The organism is Pseudomonas sp. SED1, from assembly GCF_034044025.1.
In the GTDB taxonomy this organism is placed as follows: domain Bacteria; phylum Pseudomonadota; class Gammaproteobacteria; order Pseudomonadales; family Pseudomonadaceae; genus Aquipseudomonas.
On sequence record NZ_JAXCIS010000217.1, the window covers coordinates 1 to 20,606 of the forward strand.

Genomic DNA, 20,606 nt, shown 5'->3' on the forward strand with positions numbered 1-20,606 from the left:
TTCAAAAGTGAGCCGCTGTAAGAGCGGAACCAATAGCAGCCCCGACCGCAGCAACGGATATGTACCCACCCCATACCAACGAAGCCAAACAAAAAAAGCCCGGCTGATCATCAATCAGCCGGGCTTGTTAGTGTCGCTTGAAAAGGTATTACTTCTTCAAGCCGTAATGCTCATCCAGCATCCCCGGGGCGTTTGGCGTTTTTGGCGCGTAGTCCCGTGGCGGTTCCTGGTTTTCCCGAGGCGGGGTCAGGCGTTCCCGTGGCGCTTGCGGTGCATCGGAATGCAGCGCGGCCAGCAGACGCTGGCGGGTGATGTCGTCCAGGGCCAGGCGGTTGGCACCCTCGGCGAGATGATCCTGTACTTCCTGATAGCTCTGAGTGAGCTTTTTCACCAGGGTCGCGGTGCTGTTGAAGTGGGTAACAACCTCGTTCTGATAACTGTCAAAACGTTCCTGAATGTCATCCAACTGACGCTGCGTGCGGTTAGGCGCGGCATTCGGCAGCAGGCGGGCAACCAGGAATCCAATGGCGACACCGGCAACCAAGGCGAGAGTCGGCAACAACCAAACTAAGAGCGAGTGTTCCACGAGTCCTTCCTCTATAAACGGCTTTGCTTTACGTTAACGGCTCGGACCTGCGCTGTATACCGCGATTAAGCTCGCAATGATGCCATGCACAGACTTTTAGCTAGACGAGTCGACCCCTTGAGAGGTCACGGAGTTCCTTCCTTGCTGATGCGTGAAACCCCTGTTTTGATCGATGGCCCGGTAGGCCAACTGGAAGCCCTGTATCTGGATCACCCCGAGCCACGTGGCCTGGCGCTGATCTGCCACCCTAACCCGGTGCAGGGCGGCACCATGCTCAACAAAGTCGTATCGACCCTGCAACGCACTGCGCGGGATGCTGGCTTGATCACGTTACGTTTCAATTATCGCGGTGTCGGCGCCAGCGCCGGTACGCACGATATGGGCACCGGTGAAGTCGACGACGCCGAAGCCGCGGCCACCTGGCTGTGTGAAAAACATCCCGACCTGCCGATTACCCTGCTGGGTTTTTCCTTCGGTGGGTTTGTGGCGGCCACCCTCGGCGGCCGCCTGGAAGCCAAGGGCGAAAAACTTGCACACCTGTTCATGGTGGCTGCGGCCGTGATGCGCCTGCAGGATAACGACGTGCTGCCACAAGGCTGCCCATTGACCGTGATCCAGCCGGAAACCGACGAAGTGGTCGACCCGCAACTCGTCTACGACTGGTCCGCGGCCCTGAATCGCCCCCATGAGCTGCTGAAAGTGGCAGAATGCGGACACTTTTTTCATGGCAAGCTGACCGATCTCAAGGATCTTGTGCTGCCACGTCTTTCGAATTGATGACAAGCGATTACCCATGACGACCCGTACCCGCATCCTCACCGGCATCACCACCACCGGCACACCGCACCTGGGCAACTACGCCGGCGCGATTCGCCCGGCGATCCTTGCCAGCCAGGACGCCAACGCCGACTCCTTCTACTTCCTGGCCGACTACCACGCCCTGATCAAGTGCGATGACCCGCAGCGTATCCAGCGCTCGCGCATGGAAATCGCTGCGACCTGGCTGGCCGGTGGCCTGGATGTGAACCGGGTAACGTTCTATCGCCAGTCCGACATCCCGGAAATCCCCGAGCTGACCTGGCTGCTGACCTGCGTGGCGGCCAAGGGCTTGCTCAACCGTGCGCACGCCTACAAGGCCTCGGTGGACAAGAACCTGGAAAGCGGCGAAGACCCGGATGCGGGCATCACCATGGGCCTGTACAGCTACCCGGTACTGATGGCCGCGGACATCCTGATGTTCAACGCCCACAAGGTGCCGGTCGGTCGTGACCAGATCCAGCACGTGGAAATGGCCCGCGACATCGGCCAGCGCTTCAACCACCTGTTCGGCAAAGGTAAAGAATTCTTCACCATGCCTGAAGCGCTGATCGAAGAAAGCGTCGCCACCTTGCCGGGCCTGGATGGCCGCAAGATGTCCAAGAGCTACGACAACACCATTCCGTTGTTTACCAGCGCCAAGGACATGAAGGACGCGATCTCGCGGATCGTCACCGACTCCCGCGCGCCGGGCGAAGCGAAAGATCCGGACAACTCCCACCTGTTCACCCTGTACCAGGCCTTTGCCACCAAGGCTCAGGAAGAAGAGTTCCGCGGCGAGCTGCTGCAAGGCCTGGGCTGGGGCGAGGCGAAGAACCGTCTGTTCCAGCTGCTGGACGGCCAACTGGGGGAAGCGCGTGAGCGTTACCACCAACTGATGTCGCGCCCGTCGGACATGGAAGACCTGCTGCTGATCGGTGCCAAGAAGGCTCGCGCCGTAGCTGCGCCGTTCCTGGCCGAGCTGCGTGAAGCGGTGGGCCTGCGCTCGTTCGTCAACCCGGTCGCCGTTGCCGCCACCACCAAGAAGAAAGCTGCGAAAGCCGCACGCTTTGTCAGCTTCCGCGAAGACGACGGCAGCTTCCGCTTCCGTTTGCTGGCGGCCGAAGGCGAACAACTGCTGCTGTCGCGTAACTTTGTCGACGGTAAGACTGCAGGTGCAGTGACCAAGCAACTGCAATCGGGTCAGGCGCTGGATGTCCGCAGCGAGGCCCTGAGCTTCAGTGTGTGGCTGGAAGGTGCTGCCGTCGCCGATAGCCCGGCGTTCGCCGACAGTGCCTCGCGCGATGCCGCTATCGAAGCCTTGCGCGTTGCGTTGGCCCCACTCGAGGATTAACCCGACCAAGGGTTGATTGCCATTCTTCAGGGCCGTCGTTACAGTGGCGGCCCGTTTTTGTTGCCTTGCTAACGAATTATGACGCCCCTAGAACGATATCAAGCTGATCTGAAACGCCCCGACTTCTTCCATGACGCTGCCCAGGAAACTGCGGTGCGCCATTTGCAGCGCCTGTACGACGATCTGGTCCAGGCCTCGCAGAACAAGCCGGGCATGTTCAGCAAGTTGTTTGGCAAGAAAGACCATACGCCGGTCAAGGGCTTGTACTTCTGGGGTGGCGTCGGCCGGGGCAAGACTTACCTGGTCGACACCTTCTTTGAAGCCCTGCCGTTCAAGGAAAAGGTCCGTACTCACTTCCACCGCTTCATGAAGCGCGTGCACGAAGAGATGAAGACCCTGCCGGGTGAAAAGAACCCGCTGACCATCATCGCCAAGCGCTTCTCCGATGAAGCGCGGGTGATCTGTTTCGATGAGTTCTTCGTGTCCGACATCACCGACGCGATGATCCTCGGCACCCTGATGGAAGAGCTGTTCAAGAATGGCGTGACCCTGGTTGCCACTTCGAACATCGTGCCCGACGGCCTGTACAAGGACGGCCTGCAACGCGCGCGCTTCCTGCCGGCCATCGCCCTGATCAAGCAGAACACCGACATCGTCAACGTCGACAGCGGCGTCGACTATCGCCTGCGTCACCTTGAGCAAGCCGAACTGTTCCACTTCCCGCTCAATGAAGTGGCCGAGGAAAGCCTGCGCAAGAGCTTCCGTGCCCTGACGCCGGAATGCACCCAGGCGGTGGAAAACGACAAGTTGATCATCGAAAACCGCGAAATCATCGCGCTGCGTACCTGCGACGACGTGGCCTGGTTCGACTTCCGCGAACTGTGCGATGGCCCCCGCAGCCAGAACGACTACATCGAACTGGGCAAGATCTTCCACGCGGTGATCTTGAGCGGCGTTGAGCAGATGACCGTCACCACCGACGACATCGCGCGGCGCTTTATCAACATGGTCGACGAATTCTACGACCGTAACGTCAAGCTGATCATCTCGGCGGAAGTCGAGCTCAAGGACCTCTACACCGGCGGTCGCTTGAACTTCGAGTTCCAACGGACCTTGAGCCGCTTGCTCGAAATGCAGTCCCACGAGTTCCTGTCGCGGGCGCACAAGCCGTAACCGCTTGCCCTCTGTAGGAGCGAGCTTGCTCGCGAAGAACTCAATGACACCGCGGGGCTTCAGATGCCCCGCGTTTTCGTTTACGTCCCTCGCGAGCAAGCTCGCTCCTACAGTAAGGACGGCCTATGCGGCTTGTTGGAACTGCTGGCGGTATTGGTTGGGCGACAGCTCGGTGTGCTGCCGGAACAGCCGTGCAAAGAAGCTCGCGTCGTCGTAACCCACTTCGTAGCTGATGGTCTTGATGCTTTTGCGGCTACCGGACAGCAACCCCTTGGCCGTCTCGATGCGCAGGCGTTGCAGGTAATGCAGCGGCTTGTCGCCTGTGGCGGTCTGGAAGCGGCGCATGAAGTTGCGAATGCTCATGCCGTGTTCCCGGGCCACGTCTTCAAAGCGGAACTTGTCGGCGAAGTGCTCTTCGAGCCAATGCTGGATCTGCAGGATGATCACGTCCTGGTGCAGCTTCTGGCCGCCAAAACCGATGCGCCCGGGCGCATAGCTGCGCTGCACTTCGTAAAGAATGTCGCGGGCCACCGCCTGGGCGATGTTGGCGCCGCAGAAGCGTTCGATCAGGTAGATGTAGAGGTCGCAGGCCGAGGTGGTGCCGCCGGCACAGTAGAGGTTGTCGGCGTCGGTCAGGTGCTTGTCCTGGTTCAGTTGCACCTTGGGAAAGCGTTCGCTGAAGGCGTTGAAGAAACGCCAGTAGGTGGTCGCTTCCTTGCCGTCCAGCAGGCCGGCTTCGGCGAGCCAGAACACGCCGGTGGCTTCGCCGCACAGCACGGCGCCACGGGCATGTTGTTCGCGCAGCCAGGGCAGCACTTGTGGGTAGCGTTGGCACAGTGACTCGAAGTCGTCCCAGAAGGCCGGGAGCACGATGATGTCGGCGTTTTCGAGGCCGCCGTCCACCGGCATGATCACATCGCTGAAGCTGCGCACCGATTGCCCATCGGGGCTGACCAGGCGCGTTTCGAAAGCGGGAGTAAGGCCCTGGCCCAGCTGTTTGCCGTAGCGCAGGCTCGCGAGGTGGAAGAAATCCTTGGCTTGCATGAGGGTTGAAGCGAATACCCGATCAATGGCCAAAATGCTGACGCGCCGCAAGGGCGTGGAGATTTGGTTAGACATAATTTCATTTATTCTTATAGGGGAAAGTGGTCACCAGACGGCTGGATCGTCTTATTTTTTGTCGCATGTGTCCAGTGTCCTGTGACGCCTTCGCGGCTTAGGCTCTGTGATCCCGGTCTTGTCCGACAATTCACGCAGGTGACCCATGATTCCCAGAACCTTGTTCAGCTCGGAGCACGAACTCTTCCGCCAGAGCGTGCGTACCTTCCTCGAAAAAGACGCGGCGCCGTTCCACGGGCAATGGGAAAAGCAGGGCTATATCGACCGTAACCTGTGGAACAAGGCAGGGGAGGCGGGGATGCTCTGCTCGCATTTGCCGGAAGAGTACGGTGGCCTCGGGGCGGACTTTCTCTACAGCGCCGTGGTGATCGAAGAGATCAGCCGCCTGGGGCTGACCGGGATTGGTTTCTCCCTGCATTCGGACATCGTCGCGCCGTACATCCTGCATTACGGCAGTGAGGCGCTGAAGCACAAGTACCTGCCCAAGCTGATCTCCGGGGAGATGGTCACGGCCATCGCCATGACCGAGCCGGGGGCCGGGTCCGACCTGCAAGGGGTCAAGACCACTGCCGTGCTGGATGGTGATGAATACGTGATCAACGGTTCGAAGACGTTCATTACCAATGGCTTCCTGGCGGACCTGGTGATCGTTGTCGCCAAGACTGATCCCAAGGCAGGTGCCAAGGGTACGAGCCTGTTCCTGGTGGAGGCCAACACGCCGGGCTTCGACAAGGGCAAGCGCCTGGAGAAGGTCGGGATGAAGGCTCAGGATACGTCGGAGCTGTTCTTCCAGGATGTGCGGGTGCCCAAGGAGAATCTGCTGGGGCAGGCGGGGATGGGCTTTGCCTATCTGATGCAGGAGTTGCCGCAGGAGCGTTTGACGGTGGCCATCGGAGCGTTGTCGTCAGCCGAGGCGGCGTTGCAATGGACACTGGAGTACACCCGCGACCGCAAGGCGTTCGGCAAGGCGATCATCGACTTCCAGAACACACGGTTCAAACTGGCGGAAATCGCCACGGAAACCCAGATCGGCCGGGTGTTTGTCGACAAGTGCATGGAACTGCACCTGGAAGGCAAGCTCGATGTGCCCACGGCTGCGATGGCCAAATACTGGGCCACGGACCTGCAATGCAAGGTGCTGGATGAGTGCGTGCAGTTGCACGGTGGCTACGGCTTCATGTGGGAATACCCGATTGCGCGGGCCTGGGCGGATGCGCGGGTGCAGCGGATTTATGCGGGGACGAATGAGATCATGAAGGAGATTATTGCGCGGGCGCTTTGAAGGTGCAGTGAGATCTATGTGGCGAGGGGGCTTGTCCCCCGTTGGGCTGCGCAGCAGCCCCAATAAAAGCACCTCATTCTTTCTGGCAGATTGAGGTGGCAGGTTTTGGGGCCGCTTCGCAGCCCAACGGGGGACAAGCCCCCTCGCCACAGGGTCAATCAAGGCGCAGGATTCGGATGATCCTTCTGAATCGCCTCAATCCCCGCCAGTACCTCATCCGACAGTTTCAGATCGGCACTGGCGATGTTGCTGTCCAGCTGCTCCAGCGTCGTGGCGCCAATGATGTTGCTGGTCACGAACGGTTGCTGGGTCACAAACGCCAATGCCATCTGCGCCGGGTCCAGGCCGTGCTCACGGGCCAGAGCCACGTAACGGCTGCACGCAGCTTCCGACTGCGGGTTGAAGTAGCGGCTGAAGCGGCTATAGAGGCTCAGGCGACCCTTGGCCGGGCGTGCGCCACCTTCGTACTTGCCACTGAGCATGCCGAACGCCAGTGGCGAATACGCCAGCAAGCCACATTGCTCACGGATGGCGATTTCCGCCAGGCCCACTTCAAAGCTGCGGTTGAGCAGGTTGTAGGGGTTCTGGATCGACACGGCGCGGGTCCAGCCACGGGCTTCGGCCAGGGCCAGGAATTTCATGGTGCCCCACGGGGTTTCGTTGGACAGGCCGATGTGGCGGATTTTGCCGGCCTTGACCTGCTCATCCAGCGCTTCGAGGGTTTCTTCCAGCGGCGTCAGGTCCTCTTCGGCCTTGTGCTTGTAGCCCAGCTGTCCGAAAAAGTTGGTGCTGCGCTCGGGCCAGTGCAATTGGTAGAGGTCGATCCAGTCGGTTTGCAGGCGCTTGAGGCTCGCATCCAGGGCTTCGACGATGTGCTTGCGGTTGTGCTTGAGGCTGCCATCGCGGATGTAGTCGATGGTGTTGCCGGGGCCGGCGATCTTGCTGGCGAGGATCCAGTCGGCACGGTCGCCGCGACTTTTGAAGTAATTACCGATGTAGCGCTCGGTGGTGGCGTAGGTGTCTGCCTTGGGCGGCACCGGGTACATTTCGGCGGTATCGAGGAAGTTGATTCCCGCGGCCTTGGCCCGTTCGATCTGTGCGAAGGCCTCTGCCTCGCTGTTCTGCTCGCCCCAGGTCATGGTGCCCAAGGCTATCGCGCTCACGTTAAGATCGGTTCGGCCCAGCTGTCGATAGTCCATCGGGTACTCCTTCAGGGAAAACAATCATAAAAGCAGGTTGAAATTTTTTTGGCAATCTGCATAATTGCCCACCTCTTTCTGCAGTGGAAGTGATGCGCCGCCTGCCGAAGAATCTTGCCGTTGAACGGACGCGCCGACCCGAGCCCCCGATAGCGTCTGTATCCGGCTGCCTTTGACTTGTCAAAGTACGCACTATTCAGTAAGATCCGCCGTCTAATTTACAGGGCGGCCCCTGAGGCTATTAAAGAATGACAACTTTTACTGCAAAACCAGAAACAGTTCAGCGCGACTGGTTTGTCGTCGACGCCGCTGGTCAGACCCTGGGTCGTCTGGCCACTGAAGTCGCCAGCCGTCTGCGTGGCAAGCACAAGCCTGAGTACACCCCTCACGTTGATACCGGTGACTACATTGTCATCATCAACGCTGAGCAGGTACGTGTTACCGGCAACAAAGCGCAAGACAAAATGTACTACCGTCACTCCGGTTTCCCAGGCGGTATCAAGTCTTCGAACTTCGAAGGCCTGATCTCCAAAAAGCCTGAAGCCCCGATTGAAATCGCGGTCAAAGGTATGCTGCCGAAGGGCCCACTGGGTCGCGACATGTATCGCAAGCTGAAAGTCTATGCGGGCGCTGCTCACCCTCATGCTGCTCAGCAGCCCCAAGAACTGAAGTTTTAACGGAATAGTTCATTATGTCGGCGACTCAAAATTACGGCACTGGCCGTCGCAAAACCGCTACCGCTCGCGTTTTCCTGCGTCCGGGTACTGGTAACATCTCGATCAACAACCGCACTCTGGAAAATTTCTTCGGTCGCGAAACTGCCCGCATGGTAGTTCGTCAGCCGCTGGAATTGACCGAGACCGTTGAAAAGTTCGACATCTACGTCACCGTTATCGGTGGCGGTGTAAGTGGTCAAGCTGGCGCAATCCGCCACGGTATCACTCGCGCTCTGATGCAGTACGACGAAACCCTGCGTGGCGCTCTGCGCAAAGCTGGCTTCGTGACTCGCGATGCTCGTGAAGTTGAACGTAAGAAAGTTGGTCTGCGTAAAGCGCGTAAGCGTCCGCAGTACTCGAAGCGTTAATTCGCTTTTACGTTCCAGAAAACGCCCAGCCTCCTCACGGAGCTGGGCGTTTTTTATTGCCTGCTATTTATGTAAAAAAATCTCTGTGACAACTTGCCACATCCGTAGAGCCCCTATACTCAAAGGCTTGGAGCCAGTGCTGGGGGTAATTACCTTGTCAGACGTGGGGCTTTTCATTACCATTCGGCAAAATTTTTATAAGTTCAGATTTAACACTTAGTAGACGCCTGATTTAACAGGCCACAAAGCTGATGGGAGAGGACTGAATGAGCAATGACGGCGTGAATGCAGGCCGGCGTCGCTTCTTGGTAGCAGCCACATCCGTGGTGGGTGCTGCAGGAGCGGTGGGGGCTGCGGTCCCGTTCGTGGGGTCATGGTTTCCCAGTGCCAAGGCGAAAGCCGCAGGTGCACCGGTGAAGGTGAATGTCAGCAAGATCGATCCAGGCCAGCAAATGATTGCTGAGTGGCGCGGTCAGCCAGTGTTCATCGTTCGTCGTACCGAGGAAATCCTGGGAAATCTGAAGAAGATCGAGGGCCAGCTGTCTGACCCCGACTCGAAGAATTCCGACCAACCCGCTTACGTCGATAAGGAAATTCGCTCGATCAAGCCGGAGATTCTGCTGCTGATCGGTATCTGCACCCACTTGGGTTGCTCTCCCACCTTCCGCCCGGAAGTGGCGCCCGCGGACCTGGGCAAGGACTGGGTCGGGGGCTATTTCTGCCCGTGCCACGGTTCTCACTACGACCTCGCTGGTCGCGTCTACAAGTCACAACCCGCACCACTGAACCTGCCAGTTCCGCCACATCACTACGAGACTGACAGTGTCATTGTCATTGGCGTCGACGAGGGGGAGAAAGCCTGATGAGCAAGTTCATGGATTGGGTGGATGCGCGCTTTCCCGCGACCAAAATGTGGGAAGACCACCTCAGCAAGTACTACGCACCGAAGAACTTCAACTTCTTCTATTTCTTTGGCTCCCTGGCACTTTTGGTACTGGTCAACCAGATCGTTACCGGTGTCTGGCTGACGATGAGCTACACCCCGTCGGCCGAAGAAGCCTTCGCCTCCGTCGAATACATCATGCGCGACGTCGAGTACGGCTCGATCCTGCGTCTGCTGCACTCCACCGGCGCCTCGGCGTTCTTCATCGTGGTCTACATGCACATGTTCCGCGGCTTGCTCTATGGCTCGTACCAGAAGCCTCGCGAGCTGGTATGGGTGTTCGGCATGCTGATCTATCTGGCGCTGATGGCCGAGGCCTTCATGGGGTACCTGCTGCCGTGGGGCCAGATGTCCTATTGGGGCGCCCAGGTGATCATCTCGCTGTTCGGCGCGATCCCGGTCATCGGCAACGACCTGACCCAGTGGATTCGTGGTGACTACCTGATTTCCGGGATCACCCTGAACCGCTTCTTCGCCTTGCACGTGGTGGCCTTGCCGATCGTGATTCTCGGCCTGGTGGTGCTGCACATCCTGGCACTGCACGAAGTGGGTTCGAACAACCCCGACGGCGTGGACATCAAGAAGCACAAGGACGAAAACGGCGTACCGCTGGACGGCATTCCGTTCCACCCGTACTACACCGTGAAAGATATCGTCGGCGTGGTGGTGTTCCTGTTCATCTTCTGCTCGATCGTGTTCTTTTTCCCGGAGATGGGCGGTTATTTCCTCGAGAAACCGAACTTCGAACAGGCGAACGCCTTCAAGACCCCGGAACACATTGCCCCGGTCTGGTACTTCACCCCGTTCTACGCGATCTTGCGGGCGATTCCCGACAAACTCATGGGCGTGATCGCCATGGGCGCGGCGATTGCGGTGCTGTTCGTGCTGCCTTGGCTAGACCGTAGCCCGGTCAAATCCATGCGCTACAAGGGCTGGCTGAGCAAGATCTGGCTGTGGGTGTTCTGCATTTCGTTCGTGATCCTGGGCGTACTGGGCGTATTGGCGCCGACCCCGGAGCGTACGTTGCTGTCGCAGGTCTGCACCTTCCTGTACTTCGCCTACTTCATTCTGATGCCGTTCTACACCCGGCTCGAGAAGACCAAACCGGTACCGGATAGGGTGACTGGCTGATGAAAAAATTATTCGTTGCATTCATTCTTGCGGCCCTGCCGCTGCTGTCTTTCGCCGCTGAACACGGCCCAGAGCTGGAAAAAGTCGACATCGACGTGTCGGACAAGGCTGCCATGCAAGACGGCGCACGTACGTTCGCCAACTACTGCATGGGCTGCCACAGTGCCAAGTTCCAGCGTTACGAGCGCGTTGCCGATGACCTGGGCATCCCGCACGACGTGATGCTCAAGAACCTGGTGTTCACCGGTGCGAAGATCGGCGACCACATGACCATCGGCATGCAACCTGCCGACGCCAAGACCTGGTTCGGGGCTGCACCGCCCGACCTGACCCTGGTGGCCCGTGTGCGTGGCACCGATTGGCTCTACGGCTACCTGAAATCCTTCTACGAAGACCCGTCGCGTCCCTACGGCGTGAACAACAAAGTGTTCCCGAACGTCGGTATGCCTAACGTTCTGGTCGGCCTGCAAGGCCGCCAAGTGGTAGGATGCAAGCAAGTACAAATCGTCGAAGACGGCAAGAAGCAGTATGATCCGCTCACCGGTACGCCTTTGACTCATGAAGCGTGCGATCAGCTGACCATAATGCCGAAGACCGGCGCGCTGAACGAAGAGCAGTTCGACGAGAAGGTCAAGAATCTGGTGACCTTCCTGGCCTACTCGGCCAACCCAGTGAAGCTGCAGCATCAGCGCATTGGTACCTATGTGTTGCTGTACCTGGCCTTCTTCTTCGTGTTCGCCTATCTGCTGAAACGCGAATACTGGAAGGATGTGCATTGATCCAACCGTAAGTAATTGCTGTTAATCTTGCGCGCCCAGCGGCATCTCTGAAGGTAAGTCTGGTCTATCCAGGCGTCACGGAGATGCTCACTGGGCGCGCTCGTTTTTGAGCTTCCGATAATTTCAACAAGCGAGGAGGACCGCCATGGGCGTGACCAATCGGTTGGCCTGTTACTCCGACCCCGCCGACCACTATTCCCACCGAGTACGCATCGTGCTCGCAGAGAAGGGTGTCAGCGCAGAGATCATTACTGTGGAGGCTGGTCGTCACCCGCCGAAACTGATCGAAGTGAACCCTTACGGCAGCTTGCCCACCCTGGTCGATCGTGACCTGGCGTTGTGGGAGTCAACCGTGGTGATGGAATACTTGGATGAGCGTTATCCCCATCCGCCGTTGTTGCCGGTATATCCGGTGGCGCGTGCCAACAGCCGCCTGCTGATCCATCGGATCCAGCGTGACTGGTGTGGCCTGGTGGACCTGATTCTGGATTCACGTAGCAAAGAGGCCGCCCGTGTCCAGGCGCGCAAGGAATTGCGCGAGAGCCTGACCGGTGTTTCGCCGTTATTTGCCGACAAACCTTTTTTCCTCAGCGAGGAACAAAGTCTGGTGGATTGCTGCCTATTACCCATACTCTGGCGCTTGCCGATTTTGGGCATTGAATTGCCGCGGCCTGCCAAGCCGCTGCTTGATTACATGGAGCGCCAGTTTGCGCGTGAGGCTTTCCAGGCGAGTCTGTCTGGTGTCGAACGCGATATGCGCTAAGGCTTAAGGAGCCGTTGATGAACTCCAGTCGACCTTACCTGGTCCGCGCGCTCTATGAGTGGATAGTGGACAACGATTGCACCCCGCACATGCTGGTCAATTCCGAGTTTCCCGCGGTTCAGGTACCGCAAGGTTTTGCCAGTGACGGACAAATCGTCCTGAACGTTTCACCCAGTGCCGTGCGACACCTGCACATGGACAATGAAGCGGTCAGCTTTGAAGGGCGTTTCGGCGGTGTGCCGCATACGCTGTTCGTGCCCATCGGCGCCATCCTCGGGATTTACGCCCGGGAAAATGGCCAGGGCATGGTGTTTGATCTGGAGTCGTCCCTTGAGGATGACGAAGCGATCGAGCTCGAAGGCGAAGATGATGTGCCGCCGCCGGATTCCGAGCCGCCGCGCCCAAGCGGTCGGCCGAGCCTGAAAGTGGTGAAGTAATAAGGCGCAGGCCCTTGGGTCAGTGTTGAAAATGCCTCGGCGATGCCGGGGTATTTTTTTGCCTGGCGAAAACCCCGCCGGATATAGATGAAAGTCATGACAGGACGGTGATCGTACAACCGCCATGGGCTATCATGCGTGCTTCAGATCGCCGAGATAGATGATTCATCATGGAAAACTCCAGCGCCGCCCCTCGTCTTCCCCGCAAGCGCCGCAGCCTTGCCCAGGAATTGGTCACGGTGTTGTCCGAGCAGATCCGCGACGGCCAACTCAAACGGGGCGACAAACTGCCCACCGAGTCGGCCATCATGGACGCCCATGGGGTCAGCCGCACCGTGGTGCGTGAAGCCATCTCGCGATTGCAGGCGGCCGGGCAGGTGGAAACCCGCCACGGTATCGGCACCTTTGTGCTGGATACGCCAAGCCCCAGCGGTTTCCGGATCGACCCGGCCACCGTGGTGACGCTGAGGGATGTGCTGGCCATCCTTGAGTTGCGCATCAGCCTGGAAGTGGAATCTGCGGGCCTTGCCGCCCAGCGTCGTAGCGACGAGCAATTGGCCGGCATGCGTGCGGCCCTCGATGCCTTGAACGAAAGTGCAGCCCACGCCGGTGACGCGGTAGCGTCGGACTTCCAGTTCCACCTGCAGATTGCCCTGTCCACCGGCAACCGGTACTTCACCGACATCATGACCCACCTGGGCACCAGCATCATTCCACGCACGCGGCTGAACTCGGCACGCCTGGCCCATGATGACCAGCAGCACTACATGAGCCGCCTGAGCCGCGAACACGAAGAGATCTATGAGGCGATCGCTCGCCAGGATTCGGACGCGGCACGGGCGGCCATGCGTTTGCACCTGACCAACAGCCGTGAGCGGCTGCGCCATGCCCATGAAGAGGCAGAAGCCCAGCGCGGCTAATTCCAGGCTGGAAGTAAGAGTGTGGCTTGAAAGCTCATTGTGGCGAGGGAGCTTGCTCCCGTTGGGCCGCGCAGCGGCCCCAAATCCATTCCCCCGAGTTCTGTCTGAAAGAACCCCGTGTTCTCGCTTGCGCTGCTTCGCAGCCCAACGGGAGCAAGCTCCCTCGCCACAGGTTAATGCACAAGGCTTAACTCATGTCTTTCAGGCCGGCTGATTTGGCTTGTAGTCCTTCAGCAACAGATACGTGCTCCAACCCCACCAGTCATTCGTCCACTGCTTGTCATTCAGGTTGTTGACGTCCTTGCGCCGCAGCACCTTGTCGCCTTCTGCCTTGAACAGCGGTGAGAAGTTGTTCGCCGGGTTTTGTGCGGCGTTCAGGTCCGGCACATACAGCGGCGCCTTGAAGTTGGCCGGGGAGGGCGCCACGCCGCTGATAAAGGCTTCAAAGATTTCATCGGACGAGGCCTGCACGGCACGTTTGACCATGGCCCGGTTGGCCGCGTCGCTGCTGTCGAAGTAGCGTTTATCACCGTAGGCGTGCCACTGATCACCCAGGGCATTGCGCACATTGAGCCCGAATTTGCTGTCTTCATCGTGCATGAAGCGGCTGATCAGCGAGCCCAGTTCACCCGGTGTCACCACCGCCGCCAGTTGTTTGCGCGGTACCCGCAGGTGGCCGGCAGAAAACAGATCGGTCAAGAAGTGATCAGCAAAGCTGTTCATGGCATAAGCCAGTTCCAGCGCCTGATCGGTGCCGGTCTGATGGGCCACGACCGCTTGTTGCAGGGCTGCCGTATGCCCCGCCAGATACGCTGCCAAGGCCCATTCGCCGAAGTGATCGGCATTGTCTGCCGCCAGTTTCAGGTAGCGCCCCAAGGGAACCAGCGCCGAAACGGCGCTGCCGCCGCCGGTGATGCGGTTCCATTCCTCGGACAAGGTGTCACCCAGCGCGTCATAGGCTTCATGGGGTTGCTTGCCGTCCTTGATCGCCTGGTTAACCGCGTTGATCTCCTTTTGCATCACCGCGAGGATCTTGCCCGCTTCCTCTCGCGACGCCGGTAATACCGCCAACGAGTTGAACGCATCGGTAAAGCGCTGCACGCGGTCAGCAGGCGATGCGCCCTCGTTGATGGGGCGCCCGGGAATGCCATAGAAATCGCCGCCCAGGGCAATGATCTGACCATAGCTCAGGGCCAGGCCGTTGGGCAGGTGCAATTCGACCTGCCGGGCGGGAATCGCCGGGGCGTCCTTGACGAAGCGCAACAGGGTGTCGTCGCCAATGGCGGTGTGTTCACCGCCTTCGAAGCGCAGGGTGGGTGGTCGTTTTTCAGGTGTGGCGAGTTCAAGATCTGACATGTTAGCTCCTTGCTATGTCGTAGGAATCTTCCGTAATAACTGTATGTATATACAGTTAAATCGAGCATAGAGGAAAAAATTCCTACGTCAAGAACGTCGCGTTGAGGCCTGACCCGCATGAAGGTCGATGAATTGCAGTTGACGAATGTTTTTATAGTTGTACGATGACGTACGACATCAAGATAACCATCCGTAATCTCTCAACAGAAAGTCTTCGCCCAGGGTGTTCGAATAATGAATCCACAAGAACTGAAGTCCATCCTCTCTCACGGTCTGCTGTCTTTCCCGGTGACCGATTTCAACGCCCAGGGTGATTTCCACCAGGCGGGCTACATCAAGCGCCTGGAATGGCTCGCCCCTTACGGCGCTACTGCCTTGTTCGCCGCTGGCGGCACCGGTGAGTTTTTCTCCCTGGCGGCCAGCGAATATTCGCAAGTGGTGAAAACCGCGGTTGATACCTGCGCCACCAGCGTACCGATTCTCGCCGGTGTCGGCGGTGCGACCCGCCAGGCCATCGAGTACGCCCAGGAGGCCGAGCGTCTTGGCGCCAAAGGCCTGCTGCTGCTCCCGCACTACTTGACCGAAGCCAGCCAGGACGGGGTTGCCGCCCACGTTGAAGCGGTGTGCAAGTCGGTCAAGATCGGCGTCGTGGTCTACAACCGCAACGTCTGCCGCTTGACCGCGCCGCTGCTGGAACGCCTGGCCGAGCGCTGCCCGAACCTGATCGGCTACAAGGACGGCCTGGGTGACATTGAATTGATGGTGTCGATCCGCCGTCGTCTCGGTGACCGTTTCAGCTACCTGGGCGGCTTGCCGACTGCAGAGGTTTACGCCGCTGCCTACAAGGCCCTGGGCGTGCCGGTGTACTCCTCGGCGGTGTTCAACTTCATTCCAAAAACCGCGATGGATTTCTACCACGCCATTGCCCGGGAAGATCACGCCACCGTCGGCAAGATCATCGACGACTTCTTCCTGCCGTACCTCGATATCCGTAACCGCAAGGCCGGTTACGCCGTGAGCATCGTCAAGGCCGGGGCGAAAATCGTCGGCTATGACGCCGGCCCCGTGCGTACGCCGCTGACCGATCTGCTGCCGGAAGAATACGAAGCCCTGGCCGCGCTCATCGACAAGCAAGGCGCGCAATAACCCATCACCAAGGCCGCTGAGTAATCAGCGGCTTTTTGCGTCAGGAGAGAATTCGTGTCCCAAGCCAAGCGTTTTGAAAACTACATCGGTGGCCAGTGGGTTGCCGGCGCCGACTATTCGGACAATATCAACCCGTCGGAGTTGTCTGATGTCATTGGCGAATACGCCAAGGCCGACCTCGCCCAGGTTCACGCCGCCATCGACGCTGCGCGCGCTGCATTCCCGGCGTGGTCCACTTCTGGCATCCAGGCGCGTCATGATTCGCTGGATAAAGTCGGCACCGAGATCCTTGCCCGTCGCGAAGAGCTCGGCACTCTGCTGGCCCGGGAAGAGGGCAAGACCTTGCCGGAAGCCATCGGCGAAGTGACCCGCGCCGGTAACATCTTTAAATTTTTCGCCGGTGAATGCCTGCGCCTGTCCGGCGACTACTTGCCGTCGGTGCGTCCGGGCGTCAATGTCGAAGTGACCCGCGAAGCGTTGGGTGTCGTAGGCCTGATCACCCCGTGGAACTTCCCGATTGCCATCCCGGCCTGGAAGATCGCGCCGGCCCTGGCCTACGGTAACTGCGTGGTGCTCAAGCCGGCTGAACTGGTACCGGGCTGCGCCTGGGCCCTGGCCGAAATCATCTCCCGCGCCGGCTTCCCCGCCGGTGTGTTCAACCTGGTGATGGGCAGCGGCCGTGTGGTTGGCGATGCCATGGTCAACAGCCCGAAAGTCGACGGCATCAGCTTCACCGGCTCCGTTGGCGTAGGTCGCCAGATCGCCGTCAGCTGCGTGTCGCGCCAGGCCAAGGTGCAGTTGGAAATGGGCGGCAAGAACCCGCAGATCATTCTCGACGACGCCGACCTCAAGCAAGCCGTCGAGCTGTCGGTGCAGAGCGCGTTCTACTCCACCGGCCAGCGTTGCACCGCGTCCAGCCGCTTTATCGTCACCGCCGGGATTCACGACCAGTTCGTCGCGGCCATGGCTGAGCGGATGAAGTCGATCAAGGTCGGCCACGCGCTGAAAACCGGCACCGACATCGGCCCGGTGGTTTCCCAGGCCCAGTTGGACCAAGACTTGAAGTACATCGACATCGGCCAAAGCGAAGGTGCCCGGTTGGTCAGCGGTGGTGAACTGGTGACGTGCGACACCGAAGGCTACTTCCTCGCGCCGACACTGTTTGCCGACAGCGAAGCCGCAATGCGCATCAGCCGCGAAGAGATCTTCGGCCCGGTGGCCAACGTTGTGCGCGTGGCGGATTACGAGGCGGCGCTGGCGATGGCCAACGACACCGAGTTCGGTCTCTCGGCCGGTATCGCTACCACGTCGCTGAAGTATGCCAACCACTTCAAGCGTCATTCCCAGGCCGGGATGGTGATGGTCAATCTGCCGACTGCCGGCGTGGATTACCACGTTCCATTTGGTGGCCGTAAGGGTTCATCCTACGGCTCGCGTGAGCAGGGTCGCTATGCGCAAGAGTTCTACACCGTGGTGAAAACCAGCTACATCGGTTCCTGACGGCAACACCCTGTGGCGGGTCCGTGCCCGCCACAGGCTTACAATTTGTTTACCCGCAAAAAAAATAATTAGTGGGAGTACATCTTCATGCAAGCGACCAAGCCGACCCATGTCCGCTATTTGATCCTGCTCATGCTGTTTCTGGTGACCACGATCAACTATGCCGACCGGGCCACCATCGCCATCGCCGGCTCCAGCCTGCAAAAAGACCTCGGCATCGACGCGGTCACCCTCGGTTATATCTTCTCCGCATTCGGTTGGGCCTACGTGGCCGGGCAAATCCCCGGCGGCTGGCTGCTGGACCGATTCGGTTCGAAAAAAGTCTATGCCCTGAGCATCTTCACCTGGTCACTGTTCACCGTGCTGCAAGGCTATGTCGGTGAATTCGGTGTCTCCACCGCCATCGTTGCGCTGTTCATGTTGCGATTCCTGGTGGGCCTGGCTGAAGCGCCATCCTTTCCCGGAAATGCCCGCATCGTGGCGGCGTGGTTTCCTACGGCTGAACGGGGTACGGCCTCGGCGATCTTCAACTCGGCGCAGTACTTTGCAACCGTGTTGTTCGCGCCGCTGATGGGGTGGATCGTCTACACCTTCGGCTGGCAGCACGTGTTTGTGGTGATGGGCGGCATCGGTATCGTGTTCTCGCTGATCTGGCTGAAAGTTATCCACAGCCCGCGCCAGCACCCGATGATCAACGAAGCTGAGTTCCAGCACATCGCTGCCAACGGAGCCATGGTCGACATGGACCAGGACAAGGGCAGAGGCAAGAAAACCGACGGCCCGAAGTGGGATTACATCCGTCAGTTGCTGACCAACCGCATGATGCTCGGCGTGTACCTGGGCCAGTACTGCATCAATGGCATCACCTATTTCTTCCTGACGTGGTTCCCGGTGTACCTGGTTCAAGAACGCGGCATGACCATCCTCAAGGCCGGCTTCATCGCGTCCTTGCCGGCGATCTGCGGCTTTATCGGCGGCGTGTTGGGCGGGGTGATTTCCGACTACCTGCTGCGCAAAGGCCATTCGCTGACCTTTGCCCGCAAGGCGCCGATCATTGGTGGCTTGCTGATTTCCAGCAGCATTGTCGCGTGCAACTACGTGGACATCGAATGGATGGTGGTGGGCTTCATGGCCCTGGCCTTCTTCGGTAAAGGCGTTGGCGCACTGGGTTGGGCGGTGGTGTCCGACACCTCGCCGAAACAAATCGCTGGCTTGAGTGGCGGTTTGTTCAACATGTTCGGCAACCTGGCATCCATCAGCACCCCGATCGTGATCGGCTACATCATCAGCACCACTGGCTCCTTCAAGTGGGCGCTGGTGTTTGTCGGTGCCAACGCGTTGCTGGCGGTGTTCAGCTACCTGGTAATCGTCGGTCCGATCAAACGTGTGGTGCTCAAAGAGCCGCCGGCCAAAGGCCCGGAGCTGACTAAACTTTCCCAAGCGCATTCCTGAAGGGGCCCGCGTCATGCAGTTGATTGAACATGCCGATTCGCCACGCTCCATCCGTTTGCACGCGCTGGATAACGTGGTGATTGTGGTCAACGACCAGGGTGTACCGGCGGGAACCGAGTTTCCCGACGGCCTGGTGACGGTGGATTTCATTCCCCAAAGCCACAAGGTGACCCTGGAAGACATCCCCGAAGGCGGCCGGATCATTCGCTACGGCCAGACCATCGGTTATGCATTGCGCCCGATTCCTCGCGGCAGTTGGGTCCAGGAAGATCAACTGCGCATGCCCACCGCGCCACCGCTGGACAGCTTGCCGCTGTCCACCGAAGTGCCCGAGGCCCAGGCGCCCCTGGAGGGTTTTACCTTCAAGGGTTATCGCAATGCCGACGGCACCGTCGGCACGCGCAATATCCTCGGCATCACCACCACGGTGCAGTGCGTCACGGGCGTGCTGGACCATGCGGTGAAGCGCATCAAGGACGAGTTGCTGCCCAAGTACCCGAACGTCGATGACGTGGTGGCGCTGACCCACAGCTACGGCTGCGGCGTGGCGATTACGGCCACCGACGCCTACATCCCGATTCGCACTGTGCGCAACTTGGCGCGCAACCCGAACCTGGGCGGTGAAGCGCTGGTGATCAGCCTGGGTTGCGAGAAATTGCAGGCCGGGCAGGTGATGCACGACAACGACAGCTCGGTTGATCTGAGTGAACCGTGGCTGTATCGGTTGCAGGACTCCAGCCACGGCTTTACCGAAATGATCGAACAGATCATGGCATTGGCCGAAATCCGCTTGAAGAAACTCGACCTGCGTCGGCGGGAAACGGTACCGGCGTCGGAGTTGATTCTTGGCATGCAGTGCGGTGGCAGTGATGCGTTTTCCGGCATTACTGCCAACCCGGCGTTGGGTTATGCCTCGGATCTGCTGCTGCGGGCGGGCGCGACGGTGATGTTTTCCGAAGTGACCGAAGTGCGCGATGCCATCTACCTGCTGACTTCCCGTGCAGAAAACCAGGATGTAGCCCGGGAACTGGTGCGGGAAATGGACTGGTACGACCGCTACCTGGCCAAGGGCGAGGCAGATCGCAGCGCCAACACCACGCCGGGGAACAAGAAGGGTGGGCTGTCGAATATTGTCGAGAAGTCGCTGGGGTCGATCGTCAAGTCGGGCAGCAGTGCGATCAATGGCGTGCTTGGCCCCGGTGAGCGGTTCAATCGCAAGGGCCTGATCTTTTGCGCCACACCGGCCAGCGATTTTGTGTGCGGTACGTTGCAGTTGGCGGCGGGGATGAATTTGCATGTGTTCACTACCGGGCGTGGCACGCCCTATGGGCTGGCGATGGCGCCGGTAGTGAAAGTCTCGACGCGGACGGAGCTGGCGCAGCGTTGGCCGGACCTGATAGATATCGACGCCGGGCGGATCGCCACCGGGCGCGCGACCATCGAGGAATTGGGCTGGGAGTTGTTCCACTTCTATCTGGACGTGGCCAGCGGCAAGAAGCAGACGTGGGCGGAGCAGCACAAGCTGCATAACGACATTACGTTGTTCAACCCTGCGCCGATTACCTGATCTGTCCACCGAGAGTGCTT

20 protein-coding genes are annotated in these 20,606 nt (G+C 59.3%); 16 read left to right on the forward strand and 4 right to left on the reverse strand.

Annotated features, from left to right (window positions below; all coding sequences use genetic code 11):
• Window positions 1-148: 148 nt before the first annotated feature.
• Entirely contained in the window at window positions 149-586 is a 438-nt protein-coding gene (locus tag SNL23_RS27340; protein WP_010170781.1) for a YhcB family protein, read from the reverse strand.
• A gap of 147 nt (window positions 587-733) precedes the next feature.
• On the opposite strand from SNL23_RS27340, the gene SNL23_RS27345 reads away from it, so the two are divergent.
• From SNL23_RS27345 to zapE, 3 genes are all read left to right on the forward strand, one after another.
• Entirely contained in the window at window positions 734-1,363 is a 630-nt protein-coding gene (locus SNL23_RS27345) for an alpha/beta hydrolase (protein ID WP_318304258.1), read from the forward strand.
• 16 nt (window positions 1,364-1,379) lie between these two features.
• Window positions 1,380-2,735: a tryptophan--tRNA ligase gene (locus tag SNL23_RS27350; RefSeq protein ID WP_318304259.1), complete on the forward strand. Its 1,356-nt coding sequence runs from the start codon at window positions 1,380-1,382 to the stop codon at window positions 2,733-2,735.
• A gap of 78 nt (window positions 2,736-2,813) precedes the next feature.
• Window positions 2,814-3,908: a cell division protein ZapE gene (zapE, locus tag SNL23_RS27355; RefSeq protein WP_076014449.1), complete on the forward strand. Its 1,095-nt coding sequence runs from the start codon at window positions 2,814-2,816 to the stop codon at window positions 3,906-3,908.
• A gap of 123 nt (window positions 3,909-4,031) precedes the next feature.
• Here the strand turns inward: zapE and SNL23_RS27365 are convergent, their stop codons facing one another.
• A complete protein-coding gene (locus SNL23_RS27365) occupies window positions 4,032-4,952 on the reverse strand; it encodes a GlxA family transcriptional regulator (protein ID WP_318304267.1) in 921 nt (306 codons plus the stop codon).
• A gap of 220 nt (window positions 4,953-5,172) precedes the next feature.
• Here SNL23_RS27365 and SNL23_RS27370 point away from each other — a divergent pair, with 220 nt between their 5' ends.
• Complete coding sequence (locus SNL23_RS27370; RefSeq protein ID WP_003216028.1) at window positions 5,173-6,309, forward strand: acyl-CoA dehydrogenase family protein; 1,137 nt, start codon at window positions 5,173-5,175, stop codon at window positions 6,307-6,309.
• A gap of 158 nt (window positions 6,310-6,467) precedes the next feature.
• Here SNL23_RS27370 and SNL23_RS27375 read toward each other — a convergent pair whose 3' ends face one another.
• Window positions 6,468-7,508, reverse strand: a complete 1,041-nt coding sequence (locus SNL23_RS27375; RefSeq protein WP_076014448.1) for an NADP(H)-dependent aldo-keto reductase — start codon at window positions 7,506-7,508, stop codon at window positions 6,468-6,470.
• A gap of 248 nt (window positions 7,509-7,756) precedes the next feature.
• On the opposite strand from SNL23_RS27375, the gene rplM reads away from it, so the two are divergent.
• The 8 genes from rplM to SNL23_RS27415 all read left to right on the forward strand — a co-directional run bounded on the left by rplM (window position 7,757) and on the right by SNL23_RS27415 (window position 13,565).
• Window positions 7,757-8,185, forward strand: a complete 429-nt coding sequence (rplM, locus tag SNL23_RS27380) for a 50S ribosomal protein L13 (RefSeq protein WP_003216032.1) — start codon at window positions 7,757-7,759, stop codon at window positions 8,183-8,185.
• 14 nt (window positions 8,186-8,199) lie between these two features.
• Window positions 8,200-8,592 carry a 30S ribosomal protein S9 gene (gene rpsI / locus SNL23_RS27385; RefSeq protein WP_003216038.1) on the forward strand — a complete coding sequence of 131 codons (393 nt, stop codon included), beginning with the start codon at window positions 8,200-8,202 and terminating at the stop codon, window positions 8,590-8,592.
• A 266-nt stretch (window positions 8,593-8,858) separates the two neighbouring features.
• A complete protein-coding gene (gene petA, locus SNL23_RS27390; RefSeq protein WP_003216040.1) occupies window positions 8,859-9,455 on the forward strand; it encodes a ubiquinol-cytochrome c reductase iron-sulfur subunit in 597 nt (198 codons plus the stop codon).
• Window positions 9,455-10,666 carry a cytochrome b gene (locus tag SNL23_RS27395; RefSeq protein WP_076014447.1) on the forward strand — a complete coding sequence of 404 codons (1,212 nt, stop codon included), beginning with the start codon at window positions 9,455-9,457 and terminating at the stop codon, window positions 10,664-10,666. The genes petA and SNL23_RS27395 overlap by 1 nt, the downstream gene beginning before the upstream one ends.
• On the forward strand, window positions 10,666-11,445 hold the full coding sequence (locus SNL23_RS27400) for a cytochrome c1 (protein WP_076014446.1): 780 nt from the start codon (window positions 10,666-10,668) through the stop codon (window positions 11,443-11,445). The genes SNL23_RS27395 and SNL23_RS27400 overlap by 1 nt, the downstream gene beginning before the upstream one ends.
• A 145-nt stretch (window positions 11,446-11,590) precedes the next feature.
• On the forward strand, window positions 11,591-12,208 hold the full coding sequence (locus SNL23_RS27405) for a glutathione S-transferase N-terminal domain-containing protein (protein ID WP_010170749.1): 618 nt from the start codon (window positions 11,591-11,593) through the stop codon (window positions 12,206-12,208).
• A gap of 17 nt (window positions 12,209-12,225) precedes the next feature.
• Window positions 12,226-12,645: a ClpXP protease specificity-enhancing factor gene (locus SNL23_RS27410; protein ID WP_003216051.1), complete on the forward strand. Its 420-nt coding sequence runs from the start codon at window positions 12,226-12,228 to the stop codon at window positions 12,643-12,645.
• A gap of 170 nt (window positions 12,646-12,815) precedes the next feature.
• On the forward strand, window positions 12,816-13,565 hold the full coding sequence (locus SNL23_RS27415) for a FadR/GntR family transcriptional regulator (RefSeq protein ID WP_008437251.1): 750 nt from the start codon (window positions 12,816-12,818) through the stop codon (window positions 13,563-13,565).
• Window positions 13,566-13,766: 201 nt separating this feature from the next.
• Here the strand turns inward: SNL23_RS27415 and SNL23_RS27420 are convergent, their stop codons facing one another.
• Entirely contained in the window at window positions 13,767-14,921 is a 1,155-nt protein-coding gene (locus SNL23_RS27420; protein ID WP_167662907.1) for a phospholipase, read from the reverse strand.
• Window positions 14,922-15,155: 234 nt separating this feature from the next.
• On the opposite strand from SNL23_RS27420, the gene kdgD reads away from it, so the two are divergent.
• The 4 genes from kdgD to garD all read left to right on the forward strand — a co-directional run bounded on the left by kdgD (window position 15,156) and on the right by garD (window position 20,586).
• On the forward strand, window positions 15,156-16,067 hold the full coding sequence (kdgD, locus tag SNL23_RS27425; RefSeq protein WP_003216058.1) for a 5-dehydro-4-deoxyglucarate dehydratase: 912 nt from the start codon (window positions 15,156-15,158) through the stop codon (window positions 16,065-16,067).
• 54 nt (window positions 16,068-16,121) lie between these two features.
• Window positions 16,122-17,567: an aldehyde dehydrogenase family protein gene (locus SNL23_RS27430; RefSeq protein WP_076014444.1), complete on the forward strand. Its 1,446-nt coding sequence runs from the start codon at window positions 16,122-16,124 to the stop codon at window positions 17,565-17,567.
• Window positions 17,568-17,654: 87 nt separating this feature from the next.
• Window positions 17,655-19,019, forward strand: coding sequence for an MFS transporter (locus SNL23_RS27435; protein ID WP_167662905.1), 1,365 nt, complete (start codon window positions 17,655-17,657; stop codon window positions 19,017-19,019).
• A gap of 13 nt (window positions 19,020-19,032) precedes the next feature.
• Entirely contained in the window at window positions 19,033-20,586 is a 1,554-nt protein-coding gene (gene garD, locus SNL23_RS27440) for a galactarate dehydratase (protein WP_318304266.1), read from the forward strand.
• The last annotated feature ends 20 nt before the right edge of the window (window positions 20,587-20,606 follow it).